This window comes from Kibdelosporangium philippinense (genome assembly GCF_021390435.2).
GTDB lineage: Bacteria > Actinomycetota > Actinomycetes > Mycobacteriales > Pseudonocardiaceae > Kibdelosporangium > Kibdelosporangium philippinense.
This window is the reverse complement of sequence record NZ_JAJVCN010000001.1, coordinates 3,783,429-3,797,533: the sequence shown is the minus strand read 5'-3', so window position 1 is coordinate 3,797,533 and position 14,105 is coordinate 3,783,429. Positions and strand designations below refer to the sequence as shown.

The following is a 14,105-nucleotide window of genomic DNA, read 5'->3' as shown; positions in this document are numbered from 1 at the left end:
CCGGTATCTGCTTGCGAGTTTGTCTATCTGAGAGACGCTCACACTGTGGGTGATGTGACCACGTGCAGGGTCGGTGTGGATCCGTTGGCGGGGCGAGTGACGGCGAAGAGGCGTTTGGTGGCTTCGCCCCAAGCGAGGCCGCGAGGTGCGAGGACGCCGCTGTCGGTGAGGTCCAGTGTCCTGGCTGGGGCGGCAGCGCCGTTTTTGTAGATGTAGGCGTCGTTGCGCGGGCTGCGTACTCCGGTGGCGATGTGTGTGCCGTTGGTGGATGCGGCGACGGAGTTAGGGTAGCTGCCGGTGTGGTAGCCGCCAGCGCGGGACAGGTCGGTGGTGTTGAAGGCTTCGATGCCGTCGCGGGAGCCGGATGCGGTGTAGAGGGTGGTGCCGTCGGGGGACAGTGCGAGGTCGGCGAGGTCGCTGCCGACAACGGCGCCGGCAGCCCCGGATTCGAGCGTGCCTGCCGTGACGGTGTAGACGCGGATGTTGCCAGGGCTCAACTCGGTTTGCCCGGCGACGACTGGTCCGTCGCTGTCGGTTGTTGCGGTGAGCAACGGCGCCTTCTGGTACATGGCGTTGCCGTGCTGGTCGAGGCTGACTGTGGGTGGGGTTGCGGTGAGGTCGACTTTGCCGATGCCGCCGTTCCAGGTGTCGTCGCAGCCGTAGCCGAACCAGATCGTGTTCTCGGTGCGGGCCAAGTGGGTGGGGCAGGTTTGGGCGCCGGTGCGGTAGCGGGCGGTTTCGGTGAGCGTGCCGGTGTCGATGGCCGAGATCCCGTCGCCGGACGCGAGGGCGACATAGAGGGTCTTCGAGTCGGCGGACAGTGCCAGGCCGGACGCGCCGAACTGGTTGTTGATCGTCTTCTTGACCCTGGTGCTGAAGTCGGTGACCACGACGCCGTTGACGGTCTTCCCGCCGGTGACGAATACCAGCTTGTGTACGTCATCAGTGATCAAATCGGCATAACTGGGCAGGCCGAGCGAATTACCCGCTTGAGCATGGGCGATCGGCGTCGCCGTGACGAGGGCGACGACGACGGCTATTGCCGTTGTTCGAAACGTGTTCATCCCCCACAACCCCCTTTTGGTATGTCAGCACCTATGTGATGCGGCAGCGCCGGAAGGTATCGGGTAGGCGAGAGGAGCAGACACCGCCATTCAGGCGACGGTCGCGCAGCGCATTTCGAAGACGTACTGTTCGAGGCCGTATCGTTTAGCGAATTTTTAGCGAACCCACTTATTTTGGCTTTCTACCTAGGGCCGCCTGTTGGCGGCGAAGAATCGGCTGAACGGACGATACGAACAGCGTTACGCCGGTTGTAGCGTCGTGGTCGTAGGGCGTCATGTGCGCCAGTCAAAGGGGGGGCTTTGACGATCATGATTAAGTCTCGCGCGCTCATTTCCTATGCACTGGTTATTGCGCTTTTCGTCGGCATCGTTCAACCGGGAATTGCGACAGCGCAGGCACCTGCACCGGCAGGCGCGACCGCGCCGCAGCCCGAGGTCGCCGCGACTCCACCGGGACCGGAAGACGCGATTCCCCGGCTGTCGGCGGCGCCGACAGGGGCGGCGCTCCCGGACGACGTCAAACGTGAGCGGGTGGACCGGCGAACCGCCACGGTCAAGGAGTTCGCGCTGGCCGACGGGCGCAGGCAGATGGAGGTGGCCGCACGCCCGGTGCACTATCGCGACGCCGCCGGCCAATGGCAGGAGATCGACACCCGGATCAGCAAGGCCGCCACCGGTGCGGGGTACGCGTACGTCAACGAGCGCAACATGTTCACGAGCATGTTCGGCTCCAGTACCGACCGGCTGGCGACGTTCCGGCTCGGTGGACGGGAACTCCGGCTTGGCGCGGCAGGGAAGTCCACTGTGGCCGAACCGAGGGTACAAGGGGATTCCGTCACGTATCCCGACGTGTTCGGCGAGGCGGATGTCGCCTACCAGGTGACGCCGGACGCGTTGAAGGAAAAGGTCGTCCTGGACAAGCCGCCTGCGGACGCGGTGTACACCTTCACGCTCGATCTTGCCGGTGTGCAACCGCGGCAACGCGAGGACGGCTCCATCGCGTTCCTGCGACCCGACGGCGAGGGCGGCCCGGTGTTCGTGATGCCGAAGCCGTTCATGATCGACGCCAGGGACGACGCGAACTCACCGTACGGCAAGGCATGGAGTGGCAAGGTCACCCAGACGATCAAGCCGGACGGCAACCGGTTCACCATCACGGTCGCCGCGGACATGGCATGGCTGCGGGCACCGGAACGGGAATACCCGGTAGTGATCGATCCGACCATCAAGATCCAGCCGACCGCGACACAGGCACAGGACGTGATGGTCACGTCCGACGAGCCGGACCGTAACCACGACGGCTCATGGCGGCTGTCGGTGGGTACTACCGGCGCGGGCAGCGCACGCAGCCTGCTGAAGTTCGACCTGGCCGGGATTCCGGCCGGTACGCAACTGGATTCGGCGCAGTTGCAGGTGTACTACGACCAGGACCACACCACCGGCGCCAACGACGTCCCGATCGAGGCACGTCGGGTCACAGTGCCGTGGAACGAGAGCACCGCGACCTGGAACTCGGTGAACAACGGATTCGCTGAGACGGGCCAGAACCAGGAACTCGTGGACAACGCCGACACAGGCAAGACCGCGGTCAGCGGGCAGTGGCCGGTCACCGACACAGGAGACGCTGACCGGGCAGTCAACCGAAGTTACCGGGTCAACCGCAACGCCGCCACAGGCGAGAGTTTCACCTGGGTACCGCACCTGACCGAGCCGGGGGAATACCAGGTTGAAGCGCACTACGTCGCAGGCGCGGATCGTGCGGCCAACGCGCCGTACACGGTGCACCACGCAGGCGGCCAGCAGACGGTGACCGTAGACCAGACCAACGGCGCGTGGAAGTCGTTGGGGTCGTGGACGTTCAGCGCTGGGACCGCGCACAAGATCGTACTGGGTGACGTGTCCAACAAGGCCGTCGTCGCCGACGCCGTGCGGTTGACCAAGCCGGGTGTGCAGGTCAAGAAAGCCAACAAGGCCAACGTTTGGCACAGCTTCAGCGTCCGCAGCACCGTGCAGGACTGGCTGGCAGGCACCCAGCCGAACAATGGGTTCCTGCTCAAGGCTGTTGACGAGACACTCGGCAAGGGCGGACCTCGTTACGAGGCGGCTGAATACGCCTACAACGGCGAGACAGCGCACACCCCGAAACTGCTGCTGACTTATGGCAAGCCCGGTGCCAGCCTCGCGGCTCCGACCACGATCCGGGCCACCGGCGCGGACCTGAAATGGACTCCGTACGCGGGTAACGACATCGTCGAGTACCAGGTGCACCGCAGCATCCACCAGCGGTTCACCCCCTCGGCCGCCACATTGGTCGCGCCCGCGAAGCCAAGCGTGACCACCTATACGGACACCACAGCCGAGCCGACCGCGGCGGACGACCCGCAGCCGTTCGGAAACGCCTTCTACTACGTCGTCGCGGTCAAGACGCGGGACGGTTCGCTGATCCCCTCACAGACCCAGTTGGTACGCCTGCCCAAAGCCGGCCGTGTGGTGAAGATCGTGCAGGGGGACGCCACTGACACGACGCTCACGGCGAAACAGCCCGACGCCGGTCACGACGCCTTGACTGGCGAACCCTGGCTGATGGCGGGCAACAGCAGCGCGACGTTCGGTGTGTCGCGGCCAGTCGTGCGCTTCGGCAGCCTGGCCGGTGTCCCAGTCGGGGCGCGGGTGGTTGATGCCGAGATCAGTATGTGGGGATTCACATCCATTTCGGACAGTCCGGTCGGCAAGGGCGTGTACGAACTGCACGGGTTGACCAAAACGTTCGACGAGACCACCGGATCGTGGAACCGGGCCAGCGGTTCGGCCGCATGGACGACACCGGGTGGCGACTTCGAGCCGGCTGTCTCAGGCACAGTCACCGGTGTCACCAACGACCCGAAGTGGCAGATCTGGAAGGCCCGGGACCTGGCCCAGCGGTGGGTGAACGACCCAACGTCCAATCGCGGCGCGCTGGTCAAGCTGGCCAACGAGACCAGCCCGGCAGAGCGGACACTGTTGCTGTCCAGCGAGGCAGCCGAGCCTGAGCTGCGGCCACGGTTGGTGGTCGTCTACACCGAGCAGACAGCCGAGTCGACCTACTACGCCCCTACCACACCGAACCGGATGATCCCGGGTGACGAGTACACGGTTGCGGTCACCGTCACCAACACCACCGGTCTTGGTTTGTCCATGAGGGACTGGGTGCTGTCATACCACTGGGAATTGGCCGACGGCACGGACTACACCGACTCAGGCAACCGAGTCGACACTCCATTGCCGCGTGACCTGCCACCGGACGACGTCGCGACACTGTCGGCCCGGGTGAAGACACCCATACGCACCGACCAGGGCAACAAGCGTGAGTCGTTCGTGTTGAAGTGGGACCTGCGAAACAAGACCACCGGAAAATGGTTGTCGGAGACGACCAAGATGCCGCCACTCACACAGAACGTCACCGTGGAGGATCCCACCTCGAACCAGTTGGGGCTGGAGAAGTTCTATCAGTACGCGGGTAACAGCGCGGGCGCCGGATCGAGTGTGGTGGTCAATCAGTACTCCGGCAACGCGGTATACGGCTACGACGCACTGACCATCCCCGGCCGCGGTCCTTCGTCGTTCCTGCGGATGACGTACAACAGCCAGGACACGTCCAACTCCTACATCGGCTACGGCTGGTCGCTGTCCACCTCGACGGTCATGCGGGTGGGCACGCCACTGGAGTTCCGGAACACCGACCGGTCCGGCCCCGGACCTCCGGGCAAGATCCAGTTGGTCGACGGCGACGGCACCGCGCACACGTTCGAGCTGAACAAGCACAACAGCGCCGATCAGCGGCTCTGGGACTACGACAAGCCTGCAGGCGTGCATCTGTACCTGCGTAGAGCGGGCGGGGATGACAAGACCCGGACCTGGGTCATGACTCGTCCGGACCGCACGCAGTTTCTCTTCGACTCGGACGGCTACCAGACCGCGACCATCGACAAGAACGGTAACGAACTCACCTTCACCTACGAACGATCTGGCATCACCCGGCGCAACACCGGAGTCCTGAAGTACATCACGGACGCCACCGGCAGAAGGACGCTGGAACTCGAGTACTACCAGCGCGGTGACCAGTCCTACGAGTACTTCTCCGGCAACCGGAAGACCACTGGGTCGAACCTGACCAACGGCAAGATCACCAACCAGCTCAAGGCCATTGTGGACCTCTCGGGCCGTCGGCTCGAGCTCGTCTACAGCGACCGAGGGCTGCTGCAGGAGATAACCGACGGTGCGGGGACCGACAAGAAGAAGGTCTTCACCTTCTTCTACAACGACACCCTGCTGGACAAGAGCACCAAGCTGGTATCCGTCAGTGATCCACGCGGCAACTCGACGGGATTGGCCTACCACAGCGACGCCGCGCGCAAGTGGAAGGTCAGCACGCTGACCGATCGACGGCAGAAGAACACCGGCTTCGACTACCTTGACCCCGACGGCGACCGTGGGTCGGACATCGAATCCGTTGTCACGGACGCCAATCAGCATTCCTCGAAGGCCCGCATCGACGGATTCGGCCGTCCCACAGTGCTGACGAACGCCAAGAACGAACGTACCGAGCTGACATGGGACGCCGACAACAGCGTCCGGCGGATGGCTGAAGACGGCAACAAGGCCGTCACCACATGGGTCTACGACCCGAAGACCGGTTACCCGACCGAGATCCGCGACGCGGAAGCCAACGCTGCCAACACACCTCCCACGAAACTCGGCTACAACACCGGTCTGAACGGCCATGTCGCGGAACTGACCGAGAAGACCAGCCCAGAAGGCCGCAAATGGCTGTTCACCTATGACGGCCGCGGAAACCTTGTCGCTGTCACGGATCCCAAGGGCACGTCCACCCCGACCGAATGGGACTACACGAGCACTTACACCTATGACGATTTCGGCCATCTGGTCAAAGCGGCCGACGCGAACGAGAACACCACGACCTACGGCGACTACGACGGCACCGGCTACCCGCGCAAGACCACCGACGCGTACGGCCGCGACTCCCTGATCCAGTACGACGTGCTCGGCAACGTCCTGAGGACTGTCGACGCGCGCAAGAAGGTCACGGAATACACGTATGACCTCTATGGCAGGCCGCTCACCTCGAAGGTGCCGCTTGACGCCGACGCTGGTCAGTACATCCTTACGCCAGGTGCCGAGTATGACGCCAACGACAACGTCATCAAGCACACCGCCGCGAATCGCGCGGTCGGCACTGCGACCTACAACGAGGTCGACCAGGTCACTTCGACCAACGCGCCGAAGGACAGTCCGCAGGGCCCTGTGAAGGTCAGTTCGTTCGTGTACGACAACGTCGGCAATCTCATCCGTCAGACCGAACCCAAGGGCACTCTCACCCCACAACCCGACGACTACACCACGATCCACGAATACGACGCGCTCAACCGGATCAGCGCCACAGTGGACGCGGACCGGAACAAGACCACCTATGCCTACGACAACGTCGGCAACCTCGTCTCGATTGCCGACCCGATCAAGAACACGACCGCGGATCCGAACGACTTCACCACCAGGTTCACCTACGACCTGTCACACCAGATCAGGACGTCGACCGACGCGCTTGGCCACACGGCGAGCCAGAAGTACGACCGTGACGGCAACACGATCGAGTCGACCGACGAGGAGAACAACACCAGCTTCGCGAAACTCGACGCTCGCGGTGATCTCGAAGAACTGTCGGTTCCCCGTGAGAAGGACAATCAGGGCAACGTCGTCTACAGCAGGACCCGATACGAGTACGACGAGGTCGGCAACAACACCAGGATCATCAGTCCGCGTGGTGTGGACACAGCCGACGACCTGGACGACTTCGCCCAGGTGACCGTCTACGACAAGCTCAACCGTGTCGTCGAGGAACTCACGCCCTTCGACAGGGACGACATCCGCGTCAAGACACCGGACAAGACCACGTACGCCTATGACGAGGTCGGAAACCTCGCAGAGGTCAGCACTCCGCCGTCACAGGGCCAGACGATCCGCAACATAACCCGCGTCGGCTACTTCGACAACGGCTGGGTACGCACGAGTACCGATCCGTGGAACATCACCACGTCCTACAAGTACGACGACCTTGGCGGTCAGAAGGAGCGAACTGTCGCTGCCGCGGGTGGTTCGGCCACCCGGACCATGAAATGGGAGTACTACCCGGACGGCAAGCTGATGTCCAGGTTGGACGATGGCATACCAGTCGGCAAGGACACTCTCGTCGTCGACAACTCCGACCCCGCTGCCGTGTTCACCGGAACCTGGGCGACGGCGGGCAACGGTCAGGACCACGAGGGCTACGACTACCGGCACCACAACTCCGGCGCCGGTAGCGACACCGCGACCTGGAACATCGACGTTCCCCGTAACGGGACGTACGACCTCTTCGTCCGCTACAACCGGACCGCCACCGCGACCAATGCCTCGTACACCATCCAGCACGACGGCGGCAGCACCACCAAGACGGTGGACCAGACCGTCCAACCTGGACAGTGGGTGAGTCTTGGCAAGTACGCGTACACCGAGGACCAGATTCGCCCGGTGACGCTGACCGACAACGCCGACGGCACAGTCGTTGCTGACGCGGTCAAGCTTGTCCGGGACGCCTCCGGCGAGGCAGACAACGAGCAGAAGAAGTTCGGCTACGTCTACGACCCGAACGACAACCTCGTCGAGATGGCCGACGGCAGTCCGGGCGCCACAGTGGACAGTTACGCCATCGGCTACACCGGGTTGAACCAGCTTGCGAAGATCGAGGAAAAGCTTGCCGGAGTGGTCAAGAAGACCACCTCCTACACCTATGACCCCAACGGCAACCCCAAAACGCAGAAGCACGACGCCCAAAGCTCGACATACGACTACGACGTCCGCGACCTGATTTCGAAGGTCACGAACACGGATACTGGCGGCACGGCACAGTCGACCTCGTACGCCTACACACCACGCGGACAGAAGCACGTCGAGACCAAGGCCAACGGCAACGTCGTCACATACACCTACGGCCTTGACCAACTTCGCCGCTCCAGCGTGGAGAAGAAGGCAGGCGACGTCCTGGTCAGCGAACACACGCTGTCCTATGACGCCAACGGGCAACGTATCCGCGATGCCGCCAAGACCATGAACGCCGACAACAACTCGGCCTACCTCGACTTCGTGCACACCTATGTCTACGACCCGCGCGAGCGCGTCCGGACGGTCACCAAGGCCGAGCCGGGCGGCAAGGTACTCGAAACCGAGTCCTATGTGCACGACGCGAACAACAACGTGGTGGACCAGACGCTGGACGGCACGACCACCGCGTTCAGCTACGACCGCAACCGCCTGGTGACGTCGAGGACCGACCAGACCACCAGCGTCCACGCCTACGACCCGTTTGGCCGCCTGGACAAGGTGACCACGGCGGGGAAGGTCGCGGAGAAGTACCGCTACGACGGCTTCGACCGCGTTGCCGAACAACAGAAGCTCAAACCGGGAACTGCCAACGAGAGGATCACCACCCGGTACGTCTACGACCCGATGGATCGAACTGTGGCGCGGACCGAGGGCGACAAGCAGACGGCCTTCACCTACCTCGGTCTGTCCGATGAGGTCCTCACCGAGGAGCTGGAAGGCAAGCTCGACAAGTCCTATCAGTACAGCCCGGCCGGTGAGCGGCTGTCCCAGGTCGTCCACAAGCAGGACGGCAGCAAGGAAAACGGCTACTACGGCTACAACTCGCACACCGATGTCGAAACCCTGACCGACTCCCAAGGAGCGACGAAGGCGACTTACGGTTACACGGCGTACGGCAACAACGACACCGAGAGCTTCACCGGGATCGACAAGCCGGAACCCCAGAATCCCACGAAGGAGGCGTACAACCCGTATCGCTTCAACGGCAAACGCTGGGACAGCTCCACCGGCGACTACGACATGGGCTTCCGGAACTACAGCCCCGGCCGTAACAGCTTCCTCAGCCGCGACAACTACAACGGCGCTCTGGCAGACCTCGGCCTGATCACGGACCCGTGGACCGGCAACCGGTACGCGTTCGCCCACGGCAACCCGGTCAACCGGATCGAACTGGACGGCCACATCGATCCGTACGAGTACGAATGCGGATACTCCGGCGACGCGTGCCGTGAACAGTCACCGCAGCAGCAGGCACAAGCCGAACAGGACACCGAGCAAGCGCGCCGCGAGAAGAACTGGCGCGAAGAGTACGAGAAGGCAGTCGCCGACGTCGGTGCCAAGCAGCCGTGGGTCCCCAATACGCTCGCGGACACCAGCCTGCCCGCCGACCACCACGTCCGGGCCTGGGCGGAACACGAAGTGGCGGCACGGTTCTGCGAGCGCGTGGGTGCCGCGGACTGCCTGAAGGCCAACGAGCACATCATGATGCAGTCCACGGTCGTCGAACTGGTCAGCGTCAGCCTTCCTGAGGGGCAGGAGGATGAAGACGAGTCGACCAGGCTGGTGAGAGAAGCGACCGAGCGGGTGCTGGACGGCGGCAAGGGCTTCGAGAAGGTTCTCGACCGGCTTTCACCGGGCGAGCGGGCGCTGTACGAGAAAAATGTGGCAAGCGGCTACTACAAGTTTGCTCGCGGGCAACTCGGCACGGCCATTCATCGGGCGGTCAACGCGGAACTGCAAGCCACTTATCCTGGACGCTTCCACTATAACGCCAGTAATGGGCCGGACTTCACGGACTTGAAGACCGAGGACCACAAGAAGGTCGAGCTGACGAGCAAAGCCGCCTACAAGGCGCACACGGACAAGAAGGGGCAGTACAGCAAGGCCACGTACGTGCTCTACAAGAGTCCAGGTAAAATGCCGGGAATTCCAGGAGTCAAGGGTGGCGGTACCCGGTGACAGGAGGCTCGATGACTGGAGTTCCCGCAGATCAGCTGGTGCTGCACGGCGTCGAGCTGGATGGGGCCGATTTCTCCGGGCGCGACCTGAAGCACGTGTCGATCGCGAACGGCAGCAGGCTGACACGCTGCGATTTCAGCCGGGCGAAGTTCACCGGTGGCAGCATCGGTGGTGGCTACGAGACGAGCACGTTCGTGGAGTGCCTTTTCGACCGGTGCGTTGCGAAGGATTTGATGCCCGGGCGTGGGACGTTCGTGAACTGCTCGTTCCGGGACGTGCGGTTGCGTAACTTCTTCTGTCATGAGGCGCAGTTCGTCGACTGTACATTCACCGGGCGTATCCGTAAGGCCATCTTCTCGGCGCAGCCGTCGAACACCACGAACCTCGGCCGTGACAAAAACGAATACCACGGCAATGATTTCTCCGGCGCACGGCTGGAGGATACGGCCTTCCGGGGCGGGATCGACCTGGATCTGCAGCGGCTGCCCGAAGGTCCGGAGTACCTGATCGTGCGCGATGCCAGCGATGTGCTGGCCAGGGTGGCCGAGGATGTGGAAGCGTGGCCGGAAGAAGAACTCCGGAAGAACGCTCGGATCCTGTTGGGCGTCCTCGGCTCGGATGTGGCAGGCGGTCAGCGTGATCTCTTCGTCAACAGGGAGTTTCTCGGGGCCGCCGCGGACCGGCTGGGCGCCCTGTTGTCGACACCCTAGTAGTCACGACCGGTGAGTTCGTCGGGGGTTCAGCCATGCGGTGGTCGTTGAGTGGCGCGGTAGATGGCGAAACCCCAGTCGTGGGCTGATCCGTTGTAGCGCAACTGGAACAACGGCAGGACGATGCCGTAGCCAGATCTCCGAGCCTTCATGTCGGAGTACAGGTCGGCCTCGGTCAAGCCCATCTCCACTTTGCTGAGCTCCGCAGCGAGCTGCGGCCGGGTGTCGCGTAGCTTCGCCTAACCGCGGGGATCCCGCTTACGCGTCGCCGAACAGCACGGTTTCGCTTTGTTTGACCAGCTTCAAGGCCCGGTTCACCTCCGGCATCCACCACTTGCTCCGCGATACGGTCCAATCGCCGCACGGCCTGCAACCGTTGGAGGGGCTGAGATCGTTTCAAATCTAGATCAACTTCTAAAACAGGCACTAGCAGGCGGAGTCTGTGAAAGGTCTGATGTGGCAGTCGATGCAGGAGCGCGGCGAGTAACACTCTGTCGGTTGGACTGAACCGCACCTTGGTGTCTCCGAGTTGCCGTCGCAGCAGTGCGATCTGGTGCCGCAACACCAAGATCTCGTGTCGGTAGACCGTCGTGCTGCTGTGGCCGACCTCGGAGGTTCGGCGCTCTACGGCCATCTCAGGGGCGGAAGACGCCTCGGCGCTGTGACAGCAGGCGGTTGAGCGTCTGCTGGATGGTGTCGCGGACCTGGTCGGTCCGGGTGCGGACCACCGCGAGGTTGTTCGCGTCGGCCGAGTCGTGCTTGTCGGTTCGGATCGGCTCGCCGAACTCGATGTACCACTTCGACGGCAGGGGGATCATGCCGATCGGGCCCAGCAACGGAAATGTTGGCGTCACGGGAAAGTACGGCAGTCCGAGCAGCCGGGCCAACGGCTTGAGGTCGCCGGTCTTCGGGTAGATCTCCTCCGCGCCGACCACCGAGACCGGGATGATCGGCACGCCGGTGCGCAGCGCGACCGCCACGAAACCGCCGCGGCCGAAGCGTTGCAGCTTGTAGCGGTCCTTGAACGGCTTGCCGATGCCCTTGAAGCCCTCCGGCCAGACGCCGACGAGCTCGCCGGAGCTCAGCAGCCGCAGGGCGTCCGCGGTGCAGGCCAGGGTCTGGCCGGTCTTGCGCGCCAGTTCGCCGAGCAGCGGGGTCTGGAACACCAGGTCCGCGCAGAGCATCCGCAGGTGCCGGTTGTCAGGAGTGTTGTCGTGCACCGCGATCGCGGTCATCATCGCGTCCCACGGCAACGTCCCCGAGTGGTTCGACACCACCAGGGCTCCGCCGTCGACTGGCAGGTTCTCGGTGCCACGGGCCTCCACGCGGAACCACTTCTCGTAGACCACGCGCAGCGGCGGCATCAGCAGACTGTCCGTCAGCTGCTTGTCAAAGCCGAACTCGTCGATCGTGTAGTCGCCGGTCAGGCGCTTGCGGACGAACCCGAGCGCGCTGGCCAGGCCTTGTCGCAGGTTGGTCGGTTCGGGCTGGGGGCGCAGCGGGGTCGGTTCGACTGGGGGGCGCGAGTCTGTGGCTGGCGGCGCGACCGTGCGACCGTTCGCCAGCCGGCGTCTTTGGTCGGGGCCGCGCAGGGGAATCACTTGTGTTTTCTGCATTTGCCGTTCACCCATCAGTTCGGCGGATCCTGTTCTCCAGGTCGGTCAGGCGCGCCGGGTGGATCACCGGTCGCAGCCCGTGGGCGTGGTCGTCGAATGCCCGGCGGGCGCTCTATCTCGGGGGTGAGGCCGAAGTCTTGCTTCAGCGGGGTGGTGCCCACGACCCGGCCGTAGTTCAAGAACTGGATCTGAGAACGGAAGTTCGCAGGTAAGGGGCATAGCTCCTCCTCGCTTGTGGCGTTTGTGACGTGCGGAGGAATGCCACGGTGGTCCAGGCCTACAACACCGAGCCGAGGCGCATACCGGCCAGATGCGGATAACGGCCAAGGGGGCTGTCACGCGACACATACGCTGACGGCTGCACGCCGCCTGGCTCGTACCAAGACGGGAGACAGGTCCGGGGGTGCACTGGCCTTTTAGGACGTGTCAGGAACGTATATTTCCGCAGGTCATCCCTGAAGGAGCCGGGGCCTGTCAAGGGCGCGCAGGTTCAATGCTCTGTTGAGCAAGCTGCCTTTCTCGCCACCAGTGACGTCCGACGCCAGGTCGCGATTCGTACCAGCAGCCTATGATCGTCCATTGAGCGGTCCTCGGTAGGAGGTGAGACTGGGTGAGCGTGCAATCTGGGCAGGACAGGACATCGAGCGGGTCGTGCTGGTGCTGCGGTGCCGAGCATCCGGAGCCGGGATTGCTTCGGCTGGGGCTGCATCCGGAGGTTGGGGTGTGCCTGGAGTGCGCGCGATGGCTGCAACGCCGTGTGGTCCAGCGTTATGACGAGCTCCACCCATCACTGGCGGCACGGTTGCGCAGCGGGATTCGAGGACTCCGTGCAGCGGTGATCAGCAAAGGATGGCATAACCGTGGCGCGCTGGGCCGAGTGCTTCGCTGGATCGATCGTCGTCTTCCGCAGCGTCTTGCGTTAGACGGTGGTGTTTCTGCGTTCGATGAAGACGGTGTCGCGCCACTTGCCGTGGTGCTGTGCGATGCGTTCGCGTACGCCAAGGGTGCGGAAGCCTGCGGAGTGGTGCAGGGCGAGGCTGGCCCGGTTCTCGGGGAAGATTGAGGTTTGCAAGGTCCAGAGGCCCGCGTCGTCGGCGGCGCAGACTTGGTGGCGGATCAGGGCTTTGCCGACGCCTCGGCTGCGGTAGTTCTCGCCGACGTAGATGGAGTTTTCGGCGACGCCGGAGTAACACTCGCGTGTGGACACTGGCGTGAGGGCGGCCCAGCCTGCGACGTGGCCGTTGACCTCGGCGACCCAGCGGTGGTCTGGCAACCATTTTGCTTCCAGGGATTTTCGGCTGGGGACATCAGTTTCGAAGGTCGCGTTGCCGGTGGCGATGCCTTCGGCGTAGATGCGACGTACCGCGGCCCAGTCTGACGGTTGGAGCGCCCGGATGGTGACGTCTGCGGGGACATCGGTCGGGCAGCACGGGCGTGGCGCGAGGATGCCCATCACCGCGTCGGCCGCGTGGGGCAGCCCGGTGCAGCAGGCAGGGTTGACCGAGATCAGGGTGGCCGTGCCCGCTTTGCGGATCTGCAGGAAGCCGACTTCGGCGAGCTTGCGCACGTGATGCGAGCAAGTCGACTGGCTGATACCCAACGCCTCGGTCAGGTCGCCGACGGTCACGGCCCCTGCCGAAGTCGCCACTGTGTGCAGTAGCCGAACTCGGGTCGGCTCGGCCAGGCAGGCGAACCAACTGGCGTAGGTGGTGGCTTCCTGCTCAGGCAGCACCGGGACTTCCAGCGTCGTCATGCGCTCAGTATCGATGGTGATCGATGGTTGCGTCAATCGACCCCGGTCGATACATTGCGTCGTTGTATCGATGTTCGTCGATAAAAGG

At 63.7% G+C, this 14,105-nt stretch carries 6 protein-coding genes; 2 read left to right on the top strand and 4 right to left on the bottom strand.

The window, feature by feature from the left end:
- Window positions 1–38: 38 nt before the first annotated feature.
- Entirely contained in the window at window positions 39–1,064 is a 1,026-nt protein-coding gene (locus LWC34_RS17515; protein WP_233726103.1) for a YncE family protein, read from the bottom strand.
- A 309-nt stretch (window positions 1,065–1,373) separates the two neighbouring features.
- On the opposite strand from LWC34_RS17515, the gene LWC34_RS17510 reads away from it, so the two are divergent.
- Together LWC34_RS17510 and LWC34_RS17505 are read left to right on the top strand one after the other, a co-directional pair.
- A complete protein-coding gene (locus LWC34_RS17510; RefSeq protein WP_233726465.1) occupies window positions 1,374–9,938 on the top strand; it encodes a golvesin C-terminal-like domain-containing protein in 8,565 nt (2,854 codons plus the stop codon).
- 11 nt (window positions 9,939–9,949) lie between these two features.
- Entirely contained in the window at window positions 9,950–10,648 is a 699-nt protein-coding gene (locus LWC34_RS17505; RefSeq protein ID WP_233726102.1) for a pentapeptide repeat-containing protein, read from the top strand.
- A 29-nt stretch (window positions 10,649–10,677) separates the two neighbouring features.
- Here LWC34_RS17505 and LWC34_RS17500 read toward each other — a convergent pair whose 3' ends face one another.
- The 3 genes from LWC34_RS17500 to LWC34_RS17490 all read right to left on the bottom strand — a co-directional run bounded on the left by LWC34_RS17500 (window position 10,678) and on the right by LWC34_RS17490 (window position 14,017).
- Window positions 10,678–10,827 carry a hypothetical protein gene (locus LWC34_RS17500; RefSeq protein WP_233726101.1) on the bottom strand — a complete coding sequence of 50 codons (150 nt, stop codon included), beginning with the start codon at window positions 10,825–10,827 and terminating at the stop codon, window positions 10,678–10,680.
- 456 nt (window positions 10,828–11,283) lie between these two features.
- Window positions 11,284–12,264, bottom strand: coding sequence for a lysophospholipid acyltransferase family protein (locus LWC34_RS17495; protein WP_233726100.1), 981 nt, complete (start codon window positions 12,262–12,264; stop codon window positions 11,284–11,286).
- A 919-nt stretch (window positions 12,265–13,183) separates the two neighbouring features.
- Window positions 13,184–14,017, bottom strand: coding sequence for a helix-turn-helix domain-containing GNAT family N-acetyltransferase (locus LWC34_RS17490; protein WP_233726099.1), 834 nt, complete (start codon window positions 14,015–14,017; stop codon window positions 13,184–13,186).
- Between the last annotated feature and the right edge of the window lie 88 nt (window positions 14,018–14,105).

What these genes read in the sequence shown, in the direction of transcription:
- LWC34_RS17515 (WP_233726103.1), bottom strand. Translation starts at nt 1,064, where the DNA reads ATGAACACGTTTCGAACAACGGCAATAGCCGTCGTCGTCGCCCTCGTC.
- LWC34_RS17510 (WP_233726465.1), top strand. Translation starts at nt 1,374, where the DNA reads ATGATTAAGTCTCGCGCGCTCATTTCCTATGCACTGGTTATTGCGCTT.
- LWC34_RS17495 (WP_233726100.1), bottom strand. Translation starts at nt 12,264, where the DNA reads ATGCAGAAAACACAAGTGATTCCCCTGCGCGGCCCCGACCAAAGACGC.
- LWC34_RS17490 (WP_233726099.1), bottom strand. Translation starts at nt 14,017, where the DNA reads ATGACGACGCTGGAAGTCCCGGTGCTGCCTGAGCAGGAAGCCACCACC.
- LWC34_RS17505 (WP_233726102.1), top strand. Translation starts at nt 9,950, where the DNA reads ATGACTGGAGTTCCCGCAGATCAGCTGGTGCTGCACGGCGTCGAGCTG.